General features: G+C 72.6%; 17 protein-coding genes and 2 pseudogenes. 11 read left to right on the top strand and 8 right to left on the bottom strand.

The annotated features are described in order from the left end of the window. Positions 1-212: pseudogene (locus tag ACFV4G_RS18185) on the bottom strand (hypothetical protein); the annotation flags it as partial. Between the two features lie 119 nt (positions 213-331). On the opposite strand from ACFV4G_RS18185, the gene ACFV4G_RS18190 reads away from it, so the two are divergent. Then, entirely contained in the window at positions 332-1,180 is an 849-nt protein-coding gene (locus ACFV4G_RS18190) for a helix-turn-helix domain-containing protein (RefSeq protein ID WP_380441420.1), read from the top strand. Continuing rightward, a complete protein-coding gene (locus ACFV4G_RS18195; RefSeq protein WP_380441423.1) occupies positions 1,167-1,376 on the top strand; it encodes a DUF397 domain-containing protein in 210 nt (69 codons plus the stop codon). The genes ACFV4G_RS18190 and ACFV4G_RS18195 overlap by 14 nt, the downstream gene beginning before the upstream one ends. Before the next feature lie 55 nt (positions 1,377-1,431). Here the strand turns inward: ACFV4G_RS18195 and ACFV4G_RS18200 are convergent, their stop codons facing one another. After that, positions 1,432-2,460: an SMI1/KNR4 family protein gene (locus tag ACFV4G_RS18200; RefSeq protein WP_380441425.1), complete on the bottom strand. Its 1,029-nt coding sequence runs from the start codon at positions 2,458-2,460 to the stop codon at positions 1,432-1,434. A gap of 186 nt (positions 2,461-2,646) precedes the next feature. Between ACFV4G_RS18200 and ACFV4G_RS18205 the strand changes: the two genes are divergently transcribed. Beyond that, positions 2,647-4,140 (top strand): carboxylesterase/lipase family protein, encoded by a 1,494-nt coding sequence (locus ACFV4G_RS18205; protein WP_380441427.1) that lies wholly within the window; start codon positions 2,647-2,649, stop codon positions 4,138-4,140. 44 nt (positions 4,141-4,184) lie between these two features. On the opposite strand, the gene ACFV4G_RS18210 is transcribed toward ACFV4G_RS18205, so the two are convergent. After that, positions 4,185-4,775 carry an isochorismatase family protein gene (locus tag ACFV4G_RS18210; protein ID WP_380441429.1) on the bottom strand — a complete coding sequence of 197 codons (591 nt, stop codon included), beginning with the start codon at positions 4,773-4,775 and terminating at the stop codon, positions 4,185-4,187. Positions 4,776-4,977: 202 nt separating this feature from the next. Between ACFV4G_RS18210 and ACFV4G_RS18215 the strand changes: the two genes are divergently transcribed. Together ACFV4G_RS18215 and ACFV4G_RS18220 are read left to right on the top strand one after the other, a co-directional pair. After that, positions 4,978-5,937, top strand: a complete 960-nt coding sequence (locus tag ACFV4G_RS18215) for a GlxA family transcriptional regulator (protein WP_380441521.1) — start codon at positions 4,978-4,980, stop codon at positions 5,935-5,937. A 158-nt stretch (positions 5,938-6,095) separates the two neighbouring features. Beyond that, positions 6,096-6,293: pseudogene (locus tag ACFV4G_RS18220) on the top strand (serine/threonine protein kinase); the annotation flags it as partial. 69 nt (positions 6,294-6,362) lie between these two features. Here ACFV4G_RS18220 and ACFV4G_RS18225 read toward each other — a convergent pair. Both ACFV4G_RS18225 and ACFV4G_RS18230 read right to left on the bottom strand, forming a co-directional pair. Continuing rightward, a complete protein-coding gene (locus ACFV4G_RS18225) occupies positions 6,363-7,304 on the bottom strand; it encodes a hypothetical protein (protein WP_380441431.1) in 942 nt (313 codons plus the stop codon). Between the two features lie 176 nt (positions 7,305-7,480). Beyond that, complete coding sequence (locus ACFV4G_RS18230; protein WP_380441433.1) at positions 7,481-9,154, bottom strand: histidine decarboxylase; 1,674 nt, start codon at positions 9,152-9,154, stop codon at positions 7,481-7,483. A 150-nt stretch (positions 9,155-9,304) separates the two neighbouring features. On the opposite strand from ACFV4G_RS18230, the gene ACFV4G_RS18235 reads away from it, so the two are divergent. The 4 genes from ACFV4G_RS18235 (at position 9,305) to ACFV4G_RS18250 (ending at position 16,783) form a co-directional block, all read left to right on the top strand. Beyond that, positions 9,305-9,805 carry an Lrp/AsnC family transcriptional regulator gene (locus tag ACFV4G_RS18235; protein WP_380441435.1) on the top strand — a complete coding sequence of 167 codons (501 nt, stop codon included), beginning with the start codon at positions 9,305-9,307 and terminating at the stop codon, positions 9,803-9,805. 101 nt (positions 9,806-9,906) lie between these two features. Further along, a complete protein-coding gene (locus tag ACFV4G_RS18240; RefSeq protein ID WP_380441437.1) occupies positions 9,907-13,497 on the top strand; it encodes a DUF4132 domain-containing protein in 3,591 nt (1,196 codons plus the stop codon). A gap of 169 nt (positions 13,498-13,666) precedes the next feature. After that, complete coding sequence (locus ACFV4G_RS18245; RefSeq protein WP_380441439.1) at positions 13,667-14,920, top strand: alpha/beta hydrolase family protein; 1,254 nt, start codon at positions 13,667-13,669, stop codon at positions 14,918-14,920. A gap of 201 nt (positions 14,921-15,121) precedes the next feature. Continuing rightward, positions 15,122-16,783 (top strand): phospholipase, encoded by a 1,662-nt coding sequence (locus ACFV4G_RS18250; protein WP_380441440.1) that lies wholly within the window; start codon positions 15,122-15,124, stop codon positions 16,781-16,783. Between the two features lie 7 nt (positions 16,784-16,790). Here ACFV4G_RS18250 and ACFV4G_RS18255 read toward each other — a convergent pair whose 3' ends face one another. Then, on the bottom strand, positions 16,791-17,762 hold the full coding sequence (locus ACFV4G_RS18255) for an ArsR/SmtB family transcription factor (protein ID WP_380441442.1): 972 nt from the start codon (positions 17,760-17,762) through the stop codon (positions 16,791-16,793). Between the two features lie 156 nt (positions 17,763-17,918). Between ACFV4G_RS18255 and ACFV4G_RS18260 the strand changes: the two genes are divergently transcribed. Then, complete coding sequence (locus tag ACFV4G_RS18260) at positions 17,919-18,482, top strand: hypothetical protein (protein WP_380441444.1); 564 nt, start codon at positions 17,919-17,921, stop codon at positions 18,480-18,482. A gap of 15 nt (positions 18,483-18,497) precedes the next feature. Here the strand turns inward: ACFV4G_RS18260 and ACFV4G_RS18265 are convergent, their stop codons facing one another. Together ACFV4G_RS18265 and ACFV4G_RS18270 are read right to left on the bottom strand one after the other, a co-directional pair. After that, positions 18,498-19,940, bottom strand: coding sequence for a WGR domain-containing protein (locus ACFV4G_RS18265; RefSeq protein WP_380441446.1), 1,443 nt, complete (start codon positions 19,938-19,940; stop codon positions 18,498-18,500). A gap of 143 nt (positions 19,941-20,083) precedes the next feature. Continuing rightward, on the bottom strand, positions 20,084-20,749 hold the full coding sequence (locus tag ACFV4G_RS18270) for a TetR/AcrR family transcriptional regulator (RefSeq protein ID WP_380441448.1): 666 nt from the start codon (positions 20,747-20,749) through the stop codon (positions 20,084-20,086). 132 nt (positions 20,750-20,881) lie between these two features. Here ACFV4G_RS18270 and ACFV4G_RS18275 point away from each other — a divergent pair. Then, a partial coding sequence (locus tag ACFV4G_RS18275; RefSeq protein ID WP_380441523.1) for an NAD(P)H-binding protein occupies positions 20,882-21,129 on the top strand: 248 nt, incomplete at its 3' end.

Below are 21,129 nucleotides of genomic sequence, written 5' to 3' on the forward strand. Positions count from 1 at the left end.
GGCGCGATCTGCCGGGGATTGAGGACACTGACATGATCGGCCCGCGTGGTCCATTCGATGCCGCCGCCGATGGGCCGGAGGTACATGACGCCGGCACACTGCTCCATGAAGACGCCCTCACGCGGCAGGCCGTCGTCGAGGTGCCCGCGATCGATCACCACCTCGTGGAGGAGGGGGACTTCGGACAGCACGGATCTCTGGTCTCCGAACATCGGGGTCTCCGCAGTCGCACAGCGCCATCGGCTCATCACCTGGTGTAGCCATGATGGCGTGATGGGCCCTACGATCGGAAGCCTCCGAACTGACCAAAACAGGCGACGTTCAATAGGGGATGCCCGTGCACGTCAGGACTCTTGACCCGTCCTCCTCGCCGTATGCGCCGCTAGGAGTTCAACTTCGCAGGTCACGCAAGGCCAGAGGGCTCACACAAGACGAGCTCGGGCACGTAACGAAGTTCTCGGGGTCGTACATTTCGCGAATTGAACGCGGCATCGTGCCCCCGAGTCGGAAGTTCGTCGTGGTGGTGGACCGAGCGCTGGATACCGGCGGCACGCTGGCCCTCATGCTTGATCAGCTGGAACACGGCGCACTCAAGGAGGGGTTCCCGGAGTACGCAGGAAAGGAAGCCGACGCCGTGGCGATCAAGCTCTTTCACCTCGGCGTGATCTCAGGACTCCTCCAGACCGAGGGCTATGCGACCGCGTACGAGTCCGCTCCTGTTCGCCGTGGCACGGCTACCCAGCAGCAAGCGGACGCTCGCGTGAAGTACTTGCTCGATCGCCAGGCAAAGCTCCAACGCACGCCACCGCCGTTCGTACAGGCGGTGATTGACGAATCAACCCTGCACCGACCAATTGGCGGACCCGCTGTGATGGTTGGCCAACTCCGGCATCTCGAACGGTTGGCGGAGCAGCCAAACGTAACCATCCAGGTAGCGCCGGTCTCCCTGGGCGAGGAACGACCGTTTGCTCACACCGTCACCCTACTCACCATGCCGAACGGCAAGCTCCTGGGATACACGGAGAGTCACAAGACCGGGTACCTCGAACGGGATGCACGGATACTGTCGGAGTGGGCCAGGGACTACGATCGGCTTCAAGTCGAAGCTCTGTCCCGATCCGGTTCGCTTGAGCTGATCAAGGCGGTGCGAAAGGAATTTGAAAGCCATGCAGCACATTGACCTTTCCAGCGCCCAGTGGCGCAAGAGCACCTTCAGCGGTCAGGGCGGTGACTGCATAGAGGTGGCACCCAACTTCCCCGGCCTCCTGCCCGTCCGCGACTCCAAGGACCCTCAGGGGCCGACCCTGATCTTCCCCGCCGAGGCCTGGCGGTCGTTCGTCTCCGCCGTCCAAGCCGGTGAATTCGGCGCGATCTAAACCGCCTCCGACCTCCCCCGGCCGCCCGCTCTACCCGAGCGGGCGGCCTGTTGCATCAAGAGGCCACAGTGGCGAGTTCGTCGAGCAGTGCGGCGACGGCGGCGTCGGTAAACCGGTAGCCGGCGGCGGTCTCGGCGAGGTGGCCCGAGGCGATGCGGGAGTTCCACCACTCTTCGAGGCGGGCGGGGCCGTATCCGCCGGTGCGGAAGCCGTACGGCTCGTGTGCCGGGCCGCAGCCGGTGATCATGAGCTCGTACGTCGGCAGCGTGCAGGATCCCTCGGCCTGCGGAGGCGTCTTGAGGTACTGCTCGAACGAGTCGACCCGGTTGAAGCTGGTGAACAGCCAGAACAGGTAGTCGTACATCAGCATGGAACGCGCATCGGCGTGCAGGGTGAAGAACCCCTTGTCGTGCACGACGGCCGCCGCGAGCGCCCGCATTCGCCGGTCCGCGTCGGGCAGCACGTCCGAGACCTCGCCGAAGGCACGCAGCAGGACCGGGGAGAAACTGCCGTCGCGCACCATGGCGAGCTCGGCGAGCCGGTCCTCCTCCGAGGTGTCGTAGACGGACTCGTCGACCAGGCCCGTGACGAACGCCTCGAAGTTCTCCGCGACCAGGGTGATCGCGAAGTCGCTCTCCTGGTCGACGTGCACCACGGTCGGCTCGCCGTCCGGACCGCACGCGCGGTAGTCGAGGGCGAGCATGTCGTGGCCCGCCGAAGGCGTGTCGGCGAAGTAGACACCGATGTCCGGGTACTCCCACATGTCGATCCAGAACAGGCTGCCGAACTCGCCGCCCAGCGACTGCGGCCGGGCATGCCCGATGCCCCGGATGCCGGTGATCTCGATGTAGTCGTCGGCCCAGGACGTCGGCTCGGCCATGGGGAAGCAGGTCCGGGTGGGAATGCCACCGTTGTGCGCGGTCATCAGCGCGACATAGGAGTCGGGCAGACGGTATCCGCCGAGCTCGTCCTCCAACGCCTCGATCAGTTCCCGCGAGGGCGGCGCCTCCTCCACGTAGTCCTTCAGCGCGTACGGCGAGTCGTCCCAGAACCCGGCGACGTCGAAGCCCTCGAAGTGTCCCACTGCACCCTCCCGCGTCAACTCGTCCGGCGATTGTACGTTCGGCCCCGCGCGCGGACCGCGGTCGCCCAATCCCCTATCACTACCGCGTGATACATCTGTATCATCAGGAGCCTCGGCCAAGGTGCCGAGCTTCTCTTCCGAGCCATGCATCCAACCCATGCCTCCGACCCGGAAGGTCCTCCGAACATGCCAAGAATCTCCGCGCTCCTCATAGGCGCGTTCCTCACCGCACTCGCCCTGCCCGCTACACCGGCCGTGGCCTCAACGCCTGTTGCCGTCACTGACGCGGGAACCGTCCAGGGCACCGCCCACGACGGGTACCGCACGTTCCAGGGCATCCCGTACGCCGCCCCGCCCACCGGCGATCTCCGCTGGCGCGACCCGCAGCCCGTCACTCCGTGGTCCGGCGTACGTGACGCCACCGCACCCGGCAACCGCTGCCCCCAGGGCGCCACCGGCGACGAGGACTGCCTCTACCTCAACGTCACTGCCCCACAAGGCGCCAAGCGCCGCCCGGTCGTCGTCTGGCTGCACGGCGGCAGCTTCACTGGCGGCGCCGGCAGCGACTATGACCCCCACCGCATGGCCGTCGACGGCGACGCCGTCGTCGTGACGGTCAACTACCGGCTCGGCATCTACGGCTACTTCGGCTACCCCGGCCTCGCCGGCTCCGGCGACTTCGGGCTCGCCGACCAACAGGCCGCCCTGCGCTGGGTGCGCCGCAACGCGGCGGCGTTCGGCGGCGATCCCGGGAACGTCACGCTGGCCGGGCAGTCGGCCGGCGGGATGAGCGTGTGCTCCCAGCTCACCTCGCCCTCCGCCGCAGGGCTGTTCGACAAGGCGATCATCCAGAGCGGGTCCTGCCTCATCGACTACCCGAAGGCGCTCTTCTGGCCGACCATGCCCGCCGGCTCGCCCTGGACGAGCCGGGCCGCCGTCGAGTCAGCGGGCAGTGCGCTCGGCACCGCCCTCGGCTGCACCGACGTCGACTGCCTACGCCACAAGCCCGCCGCCCAACTCGTCGACCATCTCGGGCAGTTCGCCAAGCCCGCGTACGACACCCCGCTGCTCCCCACCGAACCCGCCCAAGCGCTGCGGGAGGGCCGGTTCAAGCGCGTCCCGGTCCTCCAGGGCGGCACGCGCGACGAGCACCGCGGGTTCGCGGCCGTCCTCAACCTCGGGCACCCGATCACCGAACAGGGCTACCACGACCTCCTCGTGCAGAGCTTCGGCGACCAGGCCGATGCCGTCGCCGAACGCTACCCGGCGAGCGACTACCCCTCCCCCGCCGTCGCCTGGGCCACCGTCGCCACCGACCGGATATGGTCCTGCCCCACGCTGGCGGGCGACCGCCTACTCGCGCGCCACATCCCCGTGTACGCCTACGAGTTCGCCGACCGCACAGCCCCCGTGTCGGCCGGCCTCCCGCCCGGCTTCCCCTACGGCGCCTACCACGCCTCGGAGTTGCCGTACCTGTTCGACGTCGCCGGCCTGCCGACCACGCTCGACGCCGACCAGCAGCAGCTCGCCGCCCGCATGATCCGCGACTGGGCGCGCTTCGCCACCACCGGACACCCGTGGCAGCGGTTCGACGACAGCGAGGCGCACAGCTTCACCACGGACGACGGACCTCGGACCGTCGACCTGGACGACGAGCACAACTGCGACCTCTGGACGTGAAGTTGATCGAGGGGTGCCGGAGAGCCGGCACCCCTCGGGTCGGTTCAGACAAGCGACGCGTGCGACGGCACGACCACGCCGTACAGGTCGGCGATCGTCGCGAGTGCGCCGTCGTGGATCTGGCCGGCGGGCACCTCCACCCCGCCCGACGGCAGGGCCCGCGTCGCGCACGCGTCGGCGACGACGGTCGGCCGGTTGCCGCGCAGGAAGGCGCCGGCCGTCGTGAAGGCCACGCACATGTGGGTCATGAAGCCGGCCACGACGACGTCCTCGTGCCCGGCCGCGTCCAGCCGCTCGCCAAGGTCGGTGCCGACGAACGCGTCCGGGACCTGCTTGACCACGACGGCCTCGCCCTCAACCGGGGCCACCGCCGGGTGGATCCGCCCGATCTCGGCCCGGACGTCGTACGGGGTGCCCTCGCCGCCGTCGTTGACGATGTGGATCACCGTGGCCCCGGCCTCCCGGGCCCGGGCGAGGAGCGCGGCGGCGGCGTCCAGGGCGGCCTGCCAGCCGTCGAGCTCCATCACGCCACGGGTGTAGGTGTTCTGGTAGTCGACCATGATCAGCGTCGCGGCGGCGAGCGAGGCGGGCGTCTCGTCGAGGCCGTTGAGCGCGCGAAGGGTGGTCGTGGACATGGGTGTACCGCCTCGGGTCGATTCAAAGGGAATGTCGGTCACTGCGGTGACCTGCGAGAACAACGCTAGGCGCGCTCACCGTACGTCGGCAATGCCGTCTAACATGCAGAAACCGACATCACCGCCTGCGACACCACCGCCTGCGACACCACCGAAGCTGGGAGACGCCGTGGCCCCCGCCGAACGACTCATCGTCATCGTCATGTTCGAGGGCGTCGACCTGCTCGACGTCACCGGGCCGCCCGAGGTGTTCTCGCTCGTGCGGCGCGAGACGGACGACGCCACCGGCTACCGCGTCGTCCTCGCCGCCGAGACGGCCGCCCCGGTCACCACCGCCGCCGGGGTGCGCGTCCTGCCCGATGTCACCTTCGACGAGGCGGCCGGGCGGGCGATCGACACCCTCCTCGTGCCCGGCGCGGTCGAGGTCGACGGCGAGCGCCGGGTCAGCGCCGTCACCGATCCCGCCGTCGTCGCCCGGGTGAAGGAGCTCGCCGCGCACGCCCGGCGGGTCGCCTCCGTCTGCGTGGGCGCGCACATCCTGGCCGCGGCCGGGCTGCTCGACGGCCGGCGGGCCACCACGCACTGGTCCACCGCCGGCCAACTCGCCGCCGAATACCCGGAGATCGAGGTCGACGCGGACCCGATCTTCATCCGCGAGGGCGAGGTCTGGACCGGCGCCGGCATCAGCGCCTGCCTGGACCTGTCACTCGCGCTCGTCGCCGACGACTTCGGCGAGGAGCTGGCGCTGCGCGTCGCGCGGCAGCTCGTGATGTACCTCAAGCGCCCGAGCGGGCAGAGCCAGTTCAGCGTCCCGCTCGAACCGGTCTCGACGACCCGGCGGACCGAGGACCTGCGCCACCACATCACCGCGAACCTCACCGCGCCGCTCACCGTGGCCGACCTCGCCGCCCACGCGCACGTCGGGGAGCGGCAGTTGACCCGGATCTTCAAGACCGAGCTCGGCACGACCCCGAGCGCCTACGTCGAGTCGGCCCGCGTCGAGCGGGCCCGCAACCGGCTGGAGACCACCGACGAGACGCTCGAACGCATCGCGTCCACCTGCGGGTTCGGCACCACGGACACGCTGGTGCGGGCGTTCCGGCGCCAACTGGACACGACACCGACGGAGTACCGCCGCCGCTTCCGGACCGTCCGGGGGTGAACCGGTCGACCCTGTCGACCCTGGACCCACCCGGCGGTGCGGATCACCGAGCGGACTTGTGCCGGTGATGTCCCACCGCCATGATCGTGCCCTGCATTCGGGCTGCGAGGCCATGGGGCCGCGGGGCCGAGGGCCGTGTACGGGGGAGACAGAGGCGCATGCAGGCGTTGACCGCAGGAGATCCGTCGACGATCGGGCCCTACCGGCTCCTCGGGCGGCTGGGCACGGGCGGGATGGGCCAGGTCTACCTCGGGCGCAGCCGGGGCGGGCGGACCGTGGCGGTGAAACGGATCCGGGCCGAACTCGCCGCGGACGGCGAGTTCCTGGGACGGTTCCGGCGCGAGGTGGCGGCGGCCGCGTAACGCCCGAACGCCCGCGGTCCATGTAGCCGCGGGCGTCCGGGTGTTACGGGATGTGACGGTGCGTCAGCTGCGGGAGCCGCGGCGACGGGCGATCACCAGCGCGCCGCCACCGACGGCGAGCAGCGCGGCGCCGCCGGCGCCGTAGGCGATCATCTGGCTGCTGTTGCCACCCGTGCTGGCCAGGACCGGCGCGGGCTTGGCCGAGACCGGCTTGGCGCTCGGCTTGCCGACCGGGCCGGTGGTGTCGGCCGGACCGGACGGGGCCGGCGCGGCCGGGGAGGCCGACGGGGTGCCGGTGGTGGCCGGCGCCGACGGCTTGGTGCTGGTGGAGGCCGAGGGCGAGGCGCTGGTCGACGGCGTCGTCGTCGCCGTGGGCGTCCCGGTCGGGTGCTGGGTGGGGGTGCCCGTGGGCGAGGCCGAGGAGGTCGGCGTGCCGGTCGGGGTCCGAGTCGGCGTGCCCGTGGCGGTCGGGGTGCCGGTCGGGGTCGGGGTCGGCGTGCAGGCCTTGCCGCCGTTCCAGGCCGTGATCAGGTCGTTCGGGAAGACCCCGTTGGGGTACTTCGGCAGCGGGTTGGCGACGCCGTCGAACTTCTGGTCGTTGTTGTACAGGTCGATCTGGCCGAAGCACTTCGGCAGGTGCTTGCTGACGTCCAGGGTCGCCTGGCTGTGGCCCTTGTTGAGCGTGGTGGTCGCCCAGCCGAGGAAGGTCTGCTTGCCCGAGGTCTCCCAGGTCGGGCCCTCGGTGTCGTACGAGGCCAGCGAGACCTCGTAGTCGCAGCCCTCGGTGATGTCGCCGACCAGGCGGACCTGGATGACGCCGTGCGGCTGGTCCATCCGGCCGTCTTCGGTCCAGGACTTGCCGCCGTCCACCGAGTACTTCACGTTGACGTCGCCACAGGCGTACTCGCCCTGGGCGTGCGCGGTGCCGGCGGTCATCAGCGGGGCGCCGATGGCTATGCCGAGGGCGGCAAGGGCCGGAAGGCTCCGGCGCAGGGGTTGGTGCACGAGGAAGCTCCCTAGTGGTGTGGTGCACGGTGCGGGTGGGGCCTCACCGCTCCCCCGGTGGCGGTCTTCACGGACCGTCACCGGAACTGAACAGACGTGAGGCCGTGACCGTACCGGATCGCCGGGGAGCACCCGCAGGCAGGGTCCGGACCGGGGTGCGGGCCCCGGTCCGGACGTCAGGAGGCCTGTGCCCGGTACTCCGGGTCGTGGGCGAGGTCGGCGAGGAGGGCGTCCAGCTTGGCCCGGTCGACCGAGGGCATCACGAAGACGTGCACGTAGCTGCGGCGGGTGGACTCGTCGCCGGGGACCATCACGACGTCCTGCGAGGACAGCGACCACTTCGCCACCAGGTCGGCGCTGGGCTGACGGAAACGCACGGTGACGGCGCCGGGGGTGCGGGCGGTCCAGAGGTCGACGCCCAGGGCCGCGTCCAGCGCGCGCAGGCGGCGCTCCAGGTAGCCGGCGAGCTCCTGGGCGCGGCGGATGCGGTCCACCTGGTCCTGGTAGGAGTGGCGGGAGAGGTGGTCCCAGAGGATCAGCGGCGAGAAGCCGTTGCGGGAGCCGGCGAAGGTGGTGTCCGGCGCGCCTATGTAGTCGGGCTGGGACGGCGGGCAGATCTGGTACTTGACCTTCGTCATGTAGATGCCGCAGGGCCAGGGCGCGCCGGGCCACTTGTGGCCGCTCATGGCGATCGAGGAGACCATGTCGACGTCGCCGTGCTCCGCGGTCGGCAGGGTGAGGCCGAAGTCGAACTCGGGCAGCTCGACCTCGGGCGTCCAGCCGTACTGCTGGTCGGTCGCGGCGAGCCGCATGAAGGGCGCGTAGCCCGCGCCGAGGGCGCCGTCCACGTGGATCCAGAAGCCGCGACGCACGTCGACCAGGGGCTCGCCGGTGGCCGGGTCGGTGCCGTAGACCACCTCGCGCCGCACCAGGCCGTGGCGCTCGAAGATCGGCAGCAGGCGCTCGCACACCGCGCGGACGTCGTCGTGCGCGCCCTTGAAGGTGCTGCCGAGGTTCAGGTTGACGAAGACCGGGTGGCCCTTCGCGGCGAAGAACTCGACCAGGACGGCGAGCGCGTCGACGTCGATCTCGCCGGTGCCGTCCCACGGGAGGCCGGACGGGCCGGGCCGGGAGGGCACCTCGGTGGGCCACTCGCGGCGCCCGGTGACCGGGTCGACCAGCGGGCACTCGTCCGCGTACTTCTCCAGGCCGACGGCGTGGAACGTCTCGACGCCGAGGACGCACACCGCCTTGGCGAAGGAGTAGTGGGTGTCCTCGGAGTAGAACGCCACCGGGCGGTGGGCGTTGGGGTTGTGGCGGTCGGGCGCGGCGCTGACGTAGCGCAGCGCGTCGAACGGGGCCGTCGGCGGCTGGATCAGCGCCTTGCCGCTCAGGTAGTCGCGGGCGTTCCAGAGCGCGTACATGTTGCCCTCGGTCGAGCCCATGGACAGCATGTAGCCCCAGTACGACTCGGGGTCGGCGGGGTCGTGCGGACGCTTCGCGTTCCACAGCCGCGCGTAGTAGTCGAGCACGGCGCGCTCGACGACCTTGGTGTTGGGCTTGTAGCCGCCGCTCTGGAACGGGTCGCCGAGGTTGTTGATGTTGTTCGGCATGAACCGGGCCAGGTCCAGCGCGGTGCCCTGCATGTCCTGGGTGGCCTGGTAGCCGACCAGGTGCTTGCGCTTGCGCGACAGGTACTCGTCGACCGTGTCCAGCGCGTGCTGGCGCTGCGTCTCGTCCAGACCGCCCGCGGGGAGCACGAACTCGGCGACGTCCAGCTCCGGGCCGGGGTCGACGGCGGTGCCGGCGGTTCCAGTGGTGCCGGCGCTGAACGTGGCGGTCGGGCTCATGCGGGGGCGCTCCGGGAGGTCGAGAACGTAGGGGGCTGCGGGCCCAAGGATGGAACTTCCCGGTGCCTTTGAGAAGCTCCTCCGCAGGAAATTCGGTCGGAACTAGATCATGTTTGCGATTCTTCGGGAACGGCTGCGATCCTGGCGGGCATGCCGAACAATCCGCAGGCCGCCCGGACCGCCCGAACCCCGGTGGACGACGTGGACCGGGCGATCATCCGGGCCCTGGCCGACAACGCCCGCATCCCGAACAACGCCCTGGCCGAGGCCGTGGGCATCGCCCCCTCCACCTGCCTGGCCCGGGTCCGGGCGCTGCAGGAGCGCGGCATCATCCGCGCCTTCCGCGCCGAGGTCGACCCGGCGGCCATCGGGCTGCCGCTCCAGGCGATGATCTCGGTGCGCCTGCGCGCCCACACCCGCGAGCAGAACGAGAGCTTCCGCAACACCGCGCCCGACCTGCCCGGCGTCCTGGCCGTGTTCCACATGGCCGGTTCCGACGACTACCTCCTGCACGTCGGCGTGGCCGGCCCGGAGTCGCTGCGCGACTTCGTCGTCGACCACCTGACCACGCACCCGGCGGTGGCCCAGACCCGCACCAACCTGATCTTCGAGCAGATACCCGGCCGCCGTTACCTCGCTCCCCCGCCCTGACCTGGGCCGGAGCCGGCGCGATTGTCAGTGGGTACCGCTAGCGTTCCCCTCGGTGATCACCGGACGGGCCGGTGGGGGTTGCGGAAGGCGTAGGAGGGGCTGTGCGGCGCTGGGAGTTCGTGGCGGACGGATCCGCGAAGTTCTGGGAGGCGGCGGTCGAGGGCGCCTCGGTGCGCGTGCGCTACGGCCGGATCGGCGCGGAGGGGCGCGCGCAGGTCAAGGAGCTGGGCTCGGCCGAGGCGGCGCTGGCGCAGTTCGGGAAGCTGGTCGCGGAGAAGGAGCGCAAGGGGTACGCGGAGGTGGGCGGGCAGGTGGTCGCCGCGGGTGGTGCCGAGCTCCCCGCGCTGCCCGACGAGGACGCCTTCGTCATGCCCGCCGCGTGGAAGGAACTGGTCGAGCCGCGCCGCGGGAGGACGGCCCGCGCCGTGACCACGCCGTCGCCGGAGTCCCTGGCCACGGCGGAGCAGCACATCGCGACCGACCGGGAGTGGATCGAGCAGGCCCTGGCGTCCCCGCACTCCGACCCGGAGCTGGTCCGCGCCGCCCGCGCCTTCCTCGCCGGGAAGGCCGACGCGCTCGGCGCCGTCGCGGTCGCGAGTCTGCTCCCTGGTTCGATGCAGACCCGGGTGGACGCGGTGCTGTTCACCGACGCGTGGGTGGTCCGGCACGGGCTCGTGTTCGCCGCACGCGCAGTCGTGGAAGCCTTCGGTGTCGAGGCGACGTGGGGCCACGGCCACCACTACCGGACGCAGCCGCGCCTGCGGTCCCTGGGGCCGAAGGACGCCTTCCCGTTGCACCTGACGGCGGGGCCGGCGGACCGGGTGCGGGCACTGCTCTCCGTCGCGGACGAGGCGACGTACGAGGACGCGGTCGCCACCCTCGCGACGCTCCGCACCACGCCGCTTCGCCGTGCCGTCGCCACCTATCTCGCTCCCGGCACCCCCGGCTGGGCCGACGAGTGCGTCGCGGACGAGCCCGACTACGGCGACGACGCGCGGCAGCTGCGGCCGATGCTGCTCCGCTCGCTCGACGACCCCGGGCAGGTGGAGCGCCTCGGCCCCTACTCCAAGCACATGTGGCCCAGTTGGTCGGTCGCGCTCGTCGCCACGCTCGCCGACGCCGTCGGTACGGCGTGCGTGCCGCTCCTCGGCGAGGCGCTCGCCATCGTCTACGGCGGCGACGCGGTGCGGGCCATGGCGGCGGCCGTGGCACGGTTCCCGACCGACGACGCCTTCCGCCTCCTGCTCGCCCGCATCGACGACAAGCACGTCCGGCCCGCGCTCCAGGACGCCATGCAGCGCTACCCGGTCCGCGCCACGCGGCTGCTCGCCGAGGCCGTGCTCAAGGAGGGCAGCGCGGCGCCGGCGGCACGGCGGCTCCTCACCACCCACGCGCTCCGGCACCTGGCCGACCTGCCCGCGATTCTGGCGCAACTCGACGACGCTTCCGCCGAGTTGGTCGGCTCGCTGGACGGCGTCCGGGGCCGTGTACCCGACGCGCCCGCCGAGGCGCTGCCGCCGGTGCTGGTCTCGCCGCCGTGGACGCGCAAGCCGACGCCGCCCCGCAAGGCGCGCGTGCTCAAGGGCCTGGAGCCGGACGACGTGACGGTGGAGGCCTGGCTTCCCGGGGAGCGGGAGAGCTGGGCCGCCAGGGCGGCGGACTACAGCCGGTGGGAGTACCCGGAGTCGACGGACTGGGCGGCCGAGGCGGCGCGGGTCCTGGTGGGAAGTAGCGGCAGCCACTGGTACGCGGTCCGGCTGCTGATGATGGGGCCCGCGGAAGAGCTCGCCTCCTGGCTCCGCACCTGGCGGCCCGACGCCCACTACGACGGGCACGAGCCGCTGCTTCCCCTCGTCGCCCGGTACGGTCCGGCCGCGCTGCCGACGGCCGTGTCGCTCGCACGCACCAGGCCGGCGAGCTACGCACCGCTGCTCGCGCCGTTCCTCTCGGCCGACACGGCGCGGATCATGGCCGACTGCCTGGTCCGGCTCAAGTCCATGCGGTCGGAGGCCCGTTCGTGGTTCGAGCGGCACGGCGTGGCCGCCGCGCTGCTGCTCGTCCCCGACGCGGTGGGCCCGGCCGGGCGAGCCCGCAAGGCCGCCGAGGAGGCGCTGCGCGCGGTCGCGGCAGCCGAGAGCCCGGAGGTCCTCCTCGCGGCCGTGGCCGACCGGTACGGCACGGAGGCCGCGGGGATCGCAGCCGACGCGCTCGACACCGACCCTGCCGCGACGGGCGTGCCGGCCAAGCTGCCGGTCCTGCCCGCGTGGGCGCGGCCCGCCCTGCTCCCGCAGGTACTGCTGGCCGACGGTCGGGCCCTGCCGGAGGAGGCCGTCGGGCATGTGCTGACGATCCTCGCGCTGTCCGGACCCGGCGCGCCCCACCCCGCGCTCGCCACCGTCGTCGAGGCCTGCCGTGCGGACTCGCTGACCGCCTTCGCGTGGGCGCTGTTCCAGGAGTGGCACCTGGCCGGCATGCCCGCCTCGGAAACGTGGACGCTGCACGCGCTCGGCTTCCTCGGGGACGACGAGACCGTCCGCCGGGTCACCCCGCTCCTGTGCGCCTGGCCCGGGCAGGACGCGCACCACCGCGCCGTCGAGGGCCTGTCCGTCCTCGCGGCCATCGGGAGCGACGTCGCCCTCCTGCACCTGCACACCATCGCCCAGCGGGTGAGGTTCAAGGCGCTCAAGCAACGCGCCCAGGAGAAGATCGCCGAGGTCGCCGAGGGCTTGGGCCTCACCGGAGAGCAGCTCTCCGACCGGCTCGTGCCTGACCTCGGGCTCGACCCGGACGGCACGACGGTCGTCGACTACGGCCCGCGCCGCTTCACCGTCGGGTTCGACGAGGAACTGCGCCCGTACGTGCTGGACGGGGACGGCAAACGGCTCAAGGACCTGCCCGCCCCCGGCGTCCGGGACGACCAGGAGCTGGCGCCGGCCGAGCGCAAGCGCTTCGTCGCACTGAAGAAGGAGGTCCGGGCGATCGCCTCGGACCAGATACGCCGACTGGAGGCGGCCATGGTGGCCGGGCGCACCTGGACGGGCGGCGAGTTCCGGGAGCTCTTCGTCCAGCACCCGCTGGTACAGCACCTCGTGCGGCGCCTCGTCTGGCTCGCGGATGGCGCGGACGGCACGACCACCGCCTTCCGCGTCACCGGGGAGCGCAGCTTCGCGGACGTCGAGGACTCCGTATTCGTCCTCCCCGAGGACGCGACGGTCCGCCTCCCGCACCCGCTGCTCCTCGGCGAGGCGGCCGTGGCGGCGTGGGTGGAGCGCTCCGCCGCTCACGGGATCGCCCAGCCGTTCCCGCAACTCGCGCGCCCGGTGCGGGCGGTGACGCCGGAGGAGGCCGCCGTCAGCCACCTGCACCGGTTCGAGGGTCAAACGGTGCCGACGGGCCGCCTGCTCAAACTCACCAAACGCGGCTGGGAGCGCGGCCAACCGCAGGACGCGGGCATCGAGCGCTGGTTCTCCAAGAAGCTCGGCGAGGGCCTCCACCTCGTCATCGCGCTCAACGAGGGGATCTGGGTCGGGGTCGTCGACGAGTTCCCCGACCAGACCTTCGAGACGGTCTGGCTGGACCGCACGCCGCGCGACCACTGGAGCAGGACCGAGTACCCGGCGACCTTCGGCGAGCTCGACCCCGTCGTCGCCTCCGAGCTCCTCGCCGACCTGGAGGCGGTGACGGCGCCGTAGCCTCCGTGCGGGCATAGGCCCACGGGTGTAAACCCGTGGGCCTAATCCCGCACGGGTGATCAATCCGTGGGCCGATGCCCTACCGGGAGGGCACGTGACAGCGTTCCTCCCGTGCCCACGGACCTTCCGTCGCGGCATGACTGACGATCCGTGACCTTGGGGAGGGCTCGTGACCACCACTCCGACCGCCGCACCGCCCACCGGCCGCACGGGCCTGTCGCGCCGCCGCATGCTGGGCGCCGCGCTGGCCGCCGGGGCCGCCGTGCCGCTCGCCGCCGTCGCCGGCGCCGGCCCCGCGTGGGCGGCGCCGGCCCCGACGGCCCCGACCCCGACGGCCGGAGCCTCGGGGCGGCTGACGCTGCCCGAGCCCACCGGGCCGCACCCGGTGGGCCAGGTGCGGCTGCACCTGGTCGACCGGTCGCGCCCGGACGCCATCGCCGGGCCGGGGAAGTTCCGCGAGCTGATGGCCACCGTCTGGTACCCGGCGCGGGACGTCGAGCGGTACCCGGTGGCGCCCTGGATGCCGGCCGGCGCGCTCAAGGCGTTCCTCTCCGACGTCGGGGTCGCCCTCGATCCCGCGCTGGCGCCGCTCACTTCGGGCCACACGGGCGCCCCGGTGCGGCGGTCGGGCCGGCGGCTGCCCGTCGTCGTGTACGCGCACGGCGCGCACAGCCACCAGGGCGACCACACGATCATGGTCCAGGAACTCGCGAGCCACGGGTACGCGGTCATCACGGTCGCCCACGCCTACGACTCGTTCACGGAGTTCCCCGACGGCCGGATCGCCGTCCCCATGGGCGGCCCGAACACGCCCACGGCTCCGGGCGACTTCGCCGCCGACCTGCGCTTCCTCCTCGACTGCGCCGAGCAGCTCGCCGCCGGGTGCAATCCGGACGTCGACGGGCGGGAGCTCCCGAAGGGGCTGCTCGGCTCCCTCGACCCGCAGCGCATGGGCGCGTTCGGCTGGTCGAAGGGCGGCACGGCCACCGCGTGCGCCACCCTCGCGGACCGGCGCATCCGGGCCGGGCTGAGCCTCGACGGCCCGATGCAGATGCGCCCGGCGTTGAGCGGCGATCTGGACCGGCCGTTCATGATGATGACCGCCGAGTTCACCCGGGCCACCGATCCCACCGCCGAGCAGTTCTGGGAGCACCTGCGCGGCTGGCGGCTCAACATCCAGGCCCAGGGCGCCCTCCACTCCTCCTACGGCGACAGCCAGGCGCTGTACCCGCAGGTGGCGCAGCTGCTCGGCTGGACCCCGCAGCAGCTCCAGGACGTGATCGGCACCCTCGATCCGGACGAGGCCGTACGGATCCAGCAGGCGTACCCGCTCGCGTTCTTCGACGAGCACCTGCGCCACCGCGGCGGGCACCTGCTCGACGGGCCGTCGCGCGACTTCCCGGCGGTGACGTACCTGCCGTGAGGCGGTGGACGGCGGCGCCCCGGACGGGCGCCGCCGTCCTGCGTGTGGCCGTCCTGCGCATCGCCGTCCGGTGCATGGCCGTCCGGTGCATGGCCGAAAGCCGTGCCTTGATGGGGTCCTGACACTCGATAGGGTTAAATTAAGGTAATTTTACGGGGCCAACCGGGTGAATATCACCGGACCCTCGTGAAGGACTCGTACATGCACCGCCACCGTCCCACCCCTTCCCTCCGCCGGACCGCCGCCTCGGCGCTCGCGCTCACCGCCGCCCTCGGCGTCCTGACCGCGACCCCCGCCGTCGCCGAATCCGCCCCAGCCCCCGCGCCCGCACAGCCCGGCGCCACCCCGTACCTCGACGCCGTCGAGGCGACCCTGCGTCAGGTCTCGCCCGGCCTGGACGGATCCGTCTGGCAGCGCACCGCCGGCAACCGGCTCGACGCCCCGGCCGACGACCCGGGCGCCTGGCTGCTCCAGACCCCCGGCTGCTGGGGCGACCCGTCCTGCACCGACCGGCCCGGCACCCGCCGCCTGCTCGACAAGATGCGCGAGAACATCTCCCGCGCCACCCGCACCGTCGACATATCCACCCTCGCGCCCTTCCCGGACGGCGCCTTCCAGGACGCCATCGCGGCCGGCCTCAAGGCCTCCGTCGCCGCCGGGAACCGGCCGCACGTGCGGGTCCTGGCCGGCGCCGCACCGCTGCTGAACATCGGCGCCCTCCCGTCGAAGTACCGGGACGACCTGGTGGCCAGGCTCGGTGACGCCGCGTCGGCCGTCACGCTCGAAGTCGCCTCGATGACCACATCGAAGACGGCCTTCTCCTGGAACCACTCCAAGCTGCTGGTCGTCGACGGACGGACCGTCATCACCGGTGGCATCAACAACTGGAAGAAGGACTACCTCGACACCGGCCACCCGGTCTCGGACGTCGACCTCGCGCTGAACGGGCCAGCCGCCGCCTCCGCCGGCGCCTACCTGGACACCCTGTGGGACTGGACCTGCCGCAACACCGGCACGTTCTCCGCCGCGTGGTTCGCCTCCACCGGCGGCACCCCGTGCACCCCCGACCTGGAGCAGCGGCTCAACCCGGCCGCCGAGGACGCGCCCGCGACCGGCGGCGTCCCGGTGATCGCCGTCGGCGGCCTCGGCGTCGGCATCCGCGCCTCCGACCCGGCCTCGGCGTACCGGCCCGAGGACCTCCCGAACCCCGCCGACGTGAAGTGCGGCCCGGTCGGCCTGCACGACAACACCAACGGGGACCGCGACTACGAGACCGTCAACCCGGAGGAGAACGCCCTGCGGGCGCTCGTCGGCGCCGCCGGCAGCCACATCGAGATCTCCCAGCAGGACCTCAACGGCACCTGCCCGCCGATGCCCCACTACGACGCCCGCCTCTACGACCTGCTGGCCGCCAAGCTGGCCGACGGCGTCAAGGTGCGCATCGTCGTCAGCGACCCGGCCAACCGCGGCGCGGTCGGCAGCGGCGGCTATTCGCAGATCAAGTCGCTGAACGAGATAAGCGACGTCCTCAAGGCCCGCCTGGCCGCCCGCCTCGGCGACCAGGGACAGGCCCGCACCGCCATGTGCCGCAACCTCCAGCTCGCGAGCTTCCGCGCCACCCCGGCCGCGACCTGGGCCGACGGCCACCCGTACGCCCTGCACCACAAGCTGGTCTCGGTCGACGGCTCGGCGTTCTACATCGGCTCCAAGAACCTCTACCCGGCCTGGCTCCAGGACTTCGGGTACGTCGTCGAGGACCGCGCGGCCGCCGGGCAGTTGGACGCGCAGCTCCTGTCGCCGCAGTGGCAGTATTCGCAGGCCACCGCGACGGTCGACTACGCGCGCGGGATCTGCAACGCCTGACACCGGGTCAAGGTGACAGCAGCCGGTGCCCCAGCCCCGTCCGGCTGTGGCGCACGGCCCGGCCGCTGCGGACGGTCGTCACCAGCCCGGCCCGGCGCAGCGCGCGGGCGTGTTCGGAGGCGGAGGCGAGGCTGATGCCGAGCTCCGCGGCGAGCTGGCTGGTGGTGGGCTCGCGGTCGGCCAGGCGCAGGACGGCCGCGCGGGTGCGGCCCAGCAGGGCGGCGATCGGGTCGTCCTGCGGGCCGCCGTCCGGCCCGCTCTCCGGGAGCAGCGGCAGCGGGGTGACGGCCGGGTAGACGAGCAGCGTGCCCAGTGGGTACGGGCCGGCCAGCGGGCCGCCGGTCCACTGCGCTGAGGGCATCAGCACGAGACCGGTGCCGCCCGGCCGGACGTCCACCTCGCGCTCGACGGGGATCTCCAGGACGCTGCCGCGCCACCGGCTGCCCGGGTGGAGGCCGGCGAGCATCCCGCGCAGGCCGTGTTCGCGCTGGACGCGGGCGCGCCAGGCGAGATCGGTGTCGAAGCCGGTGCGCAGGCGGGGCCAGACGGTGCCGACGAGGTCCGGGTAGGCGGCGCGCATGGCGCGTTCCAGGTACTGCCAGGCGTCCCGGTCCTGGTCGGCGAGGTGGCGCAGCAGGGTGGTGGCGGGCAGCCCGCCCTTGGCCGTGACGCGGGTCAGCTCGCGGTGCACGAGCGTGCCGGTCGAGCTGCGGACGGTCTCCAGGCCCTGGTCGAGGTCGTCGCTCGGCGGGTCGAGGAAGAGCGGACCGGCGCCGCTGGGCGGCACCAGCTGCCGCAGCGGGGCGACGGCGGCCCGGGCCCGGGGCGTGCTCAGCGAGCGGCGCCACCGGGCGAACCCCGGTCCGCCGTCGTGGCGTTGGAGCATCGCGACGGCGAGGCCGAGTTCCAGGAGCGGCGCCGGTCCGTCGGCGAAGCGGACGCCGAGCAGGTCCTCGGCGGTGAAGTGGATCCGCAGCACCGTGCCCCCTCCGCCGTCGTCGCGGCCTGGTCGGTTTCGGCCTCGGCCGAAAGCATCGCGGGCGACGCGTCCGCCGTTCGACGATAGCCACCGCGCCCCCCGCAGGGGAGGGGGCGCGCACCCCTCTCTCGTCCGTGACACGCCAGGAGGCCCGTCATGTCCCTGCCCGCTTTGTCCCTTCCCGTCATGTTCCTGCGCCGGGCCGCCCGACCGTTGGCCGTCGCCGCGGCGCTGGCCGCCGCACTGCTCACCGTGGCCCCGACCGCTCAGGCCCGCACGGGCGGTGACGACGGCTGGCAGCCGTACACGAGCGGCGACGAGGACTTCCCGGCCGGCGCGCTCTGCCCGTTCCACCTGCACATCGGGGTGCTGGTGGAGGGCGAGGAGACCAAGGTCGCCGCCCGCTACCCCGACGGCTCGCCGGCCGAGGTGCTGTGGCGCGGCCCGCTGATGCTGCGCTACACCAACGTGGACAGCGGGCGCAGCGTCGACCGCGACCAGAGCGGCAAGGCCACCGAGTACAAGCTGCCCGACCACAGCGTCCTGTGGCTGATCCCTAAGGACTCGCACATCTCCGCCCGGGTCCGCGCCGGGAACCCGTACCACGCCCCCGGCGACTTCCTGTTCAGCGGCGGCGTGACGCTGCTGGTCCACCCGGACGGGCAGCCGCAGGTGCTGGTGCAGCACCGGGTGGAGAACCTGTGCGAGACGCTCGCGTGAGCGGCAAGTGGCCTTTCACAGCAAGCGCTTGATGTCCCCGCGGGCCCGGTAGAAGCCGCCGCCGGCGGACTCGCGGACCTCCGCGACGAGGTAGCGCGCCCCGGCCACCCGGACGTCCTTCGGGAACTGCACGCGCCAGGTCGGGTCGTACCCGGCCGACACGACGCGCACCCGCAGCCGGGCGCCGTCCTGCACGCACTCCACCTCCACGCCGCCGAAGCCCGCGCCCGCCGCGACCGTCTCCAGCGCCCGGCCCGGAAGCACGCGCTCGACGTCGGCGCCGCGCACCTCGGCCGTCCGCGGCAGGGTGCCGGCCTCGGCGGCGCCGATGGCGGCCTCGCTCGCGTCCAGGCAGGCCAGCGAGCCGTCGGTGGTCACCAGGTAGAGCCGGCCGTCGCGGTACTGCATGCTGTAGGCCGATCCGCAGCCGGTGGCGAGCTTCCACAGCCGGGTGCCGTCGGCGGCGAAGCAGTACACCGAGGAGTGGTTGTCGCCGGCGAAGACGTACGCGCCGTCCGGCGAGGCCGCGCAGGAGAAGACGGCGGCGTCGCACCGGTAGGCCGCGACCTCGGCGCCGTCCGCCTTGCGCAGCCGGTGCACCCAGCCCCGGGAGGTGCCGGCGAACACGTCGTCGGCCACCTGCCAGCCGAACAGGACGGCGCCCTTGGTGTCGGCGTGCCACAGCTGGTCGCCGCCGCGGGAGGCGTAGCGGGCGACGCCGCGCGAGTGGCCGTGGTAGACGCCGTCGGCGTCGCAGCGCACCATCCAGCCGTCGCGGCCCTCGGCCTTGCGGCGCCACTGGAACTCGTCCTCGTGGTCGACCGTGGTCAGCCCGCCGCGCTCGTCGGCGACGCCGAGGACGCCGTCATGGATGTCCAGCCAGTAGATGTCGACGTCCTCGGCGATCTCGTAGGCGACGCGCGGCACCTTGCCGCCGAGGTCGTAGACCTTGCCGTCGTCGCAGCCCGCGTAGATCCACCAGTCGTCCGCGACGATGCACTTGACGCCGTCGGGCAGGCCGAAGCGGCCCGTCACCTCGCCGTCGTGGGTGAGCGTGTAGACGTCGCCGGCCTCGTTGCCGACCCAGGCGTGCTCCTCGCCGACGAAGATGCCGAAGGCGGGCGAGCCCGAGCGGAAGCGCCACAGCAGCGGCGCCTGGCGGGCGGTGGAGCGGCTGCTGACGATCTGCCGCCGGGTGGTGGCGCGCCGCTGGCGCACGCCCTGCACGGCCGGGGCGTAGCCCTTGCGGACCTTCTCCCCCACCTTCTTGGCGGCGGCCGCGGCGGCCTTCTCCGGGCTCGGGTAGCTCGTCGCCTTCACCTGCCCGGCGTCGCCGATCCGCCCGTAGCGCACGGTCACGACGCAGTCGGCGACGCGCACCTCGTAGAACTTGTGCGCGGTGCCGGCGTCCTCCGACAGCTCCATGTACGTGACCTGCTCATCCACGGCGACGGGCACGGCGAACACCCCTTTCGGGCAACGGAGTTGGATTCCGTCGGCGGCCCGGACGCTGCGCCCGCCCGCCGACTCCCCAGAATCTAGGCGCTGCCACTGACAACGGGGCCTGACAGCGGGGCCTGACAACGGGTGGTGAGCCGGGGTCAGGCCCGCGGGGTGAGGCCGTCGAGGAGGGCGCGGACCGTCTCCGTCGCGAACTCCTCCGTCGTCGGCGGGAGCAGCACGCCGGGCGGGGCCTCGTCGGCGTAGAAGACCTCCAGGAACGCCCGGTGGAAGCACGCACCGATGAGGAGCAGCGCCGCCGCGTGCGGGTCGAGCGCGGCCGGGACACGGCCGAGGCGCTGTTCGGCGGCCAGGTACTCGGCGAGGTGGACGCCGACCTGGTGCGGGCCGGCGTCGCCGAGCTTGCCACGGTGGGCGGCGAGCAGTTCGGGGCTGGCGAGCAGGGAGCCGGCCATCGGGAACGACCGGCGGTAGAACGGGACGGCCACCCGGACCAGCGTCTCCAGGTGCTCACGGACGGTGCCCTGCCCGGCCTGGTCCGGCAGCTCGGCGACGGCGTCGGCGAGGCGGGGGGCGCGTTCGCGCAGGACCCGGACGAAGATCTCCTCCTTGTCCCGGAAGTGCTTGTACAGCGCCGCCTCCGAGCAGCCCGCCTCGCGCGCGATCTGCTTCGTCGTGGTGCGGGTGAGACCCACGGTGGCGAGCAGCCGGGCGGCGGCGTCGAGCACCCGGGCCCGGGTGAGCGCCCCTCCGGTCAGGGGCTCGGCGCCCTCGTGCGTGCTCTCCGGCGTTCCCTCGCGCGTCATGGGCCCCAGCGTACCTTGACAGGTGGGTGAGCACTCACCCACCATCGAAGGAGAACGTAAGTGAGCACTCACCCACCCACACTCACCCACCCACGCTCACCCACCCTCGCTCACCCACCCCCGGGAGGGGTCATGAAACTCACCGTCCTCGGTGCCACCGGAGGCATCGGGCGCCACCTCGTCCGCCTGGCCCTGGCCGACGGGCACCGCGTCACCGCCGCCGTCCGGGACCCGGCGCGCCTCCCCCTGCAGCACGAGCGGCTCACCGTCGTCACCGCGGACGCCCCCCCCCCCCCCCCCCGGGGGGCCGGGGGGGGGGGGGGCCCCCCCCGGGGGGGCGGGGGGGGGGCACGCCCGCGGCACCGACCCCCGCAAACCCC

Origin of the sequence: Kitasatospora sp. NPDC059747 (assembly GCF_042732955.1) — a bacterium.
Taxonomy (GTDB): domain Bacteria; phylum Actinomycetota; class Actinomycetes; order Streptomycetales; family Streptomycetaceae; genus Kitasatospora.

Bases quoted from the DNA above. Each gene is read 5' to 3' on its own strand.
- ACFV4G_RS18260 (WP_380441444.1), top strand. From the start codon at position 17,919: ATGTCCCTGCCCGCTTTGTCCCTTCCCGTCATGTTCCTGCGCCGGGCC.
- ACFV4G_RS18195 (WP_380441423.1), top strand. From the start codon at position 1,167: ATGCAGCACATTGACCTTTCCAGCGCCCAGTGGCGCAAGAGCACCTTC.
- ACFV4G_RS18215 (WP_380441521.1), top strand. From the start codon at position 4,978: ATGTTCGAGGGCGTCGACCTGCTCGACGTCACCGGGCCGCCCGAGGTG.
- ACFV4G_RS18190 (WP_380441420.1), top strand. From the start codon at position 332: ATGCCCGTGCACGTCAGGACTCTTGACCCGTCCTCCTCGCCGTATGCG.
- ACFV4G_RS18250 (WP_380441440.1), top strand. From the start codon at position 15,122: ATGCACCGCCACCGTCCCACCCCTTCCCTCCGCCGGACCGCCGCCTCG.
- ACFV4G_RS18205 (WP_380441427.1), top strand. From the start codon at position 2,647: ATGCCAAGAATCTCCGCGCTCCTCATAGGCGCGTTCCTCACCGCACTC.
- ACFV4G_RS18270 (WP_380441448.1), bottom strand. From the start codon at position 20,749: ATGACGCGCGAGGGAACGCCGGAGAGCACGCACGAGGGCGCCGAGCCC.
- ACFV4G_RS18235 (WP_380441435.1), top strand. From the start codon at position 9,305: ATGCCGAACAATCCGCAGGCCGCCCGGACCGCCCGAACCCCGGTGGAC.
- ACFV4G_RS18210 (WP_380441429.1), bottom strand. From the start codon at position 4,775: ATGTCCACGACCACCCTTCGCGCGCTCAACGGCCTCGACGAGACGCCC.
- ACFV4G_RS18230 (WP_380441433.1), bottom strand. From the start codon at position 9,154: ATGAGCCCGACCGCCACGTTCAGCGCCGGCACCACTGGAACCGCCGGC.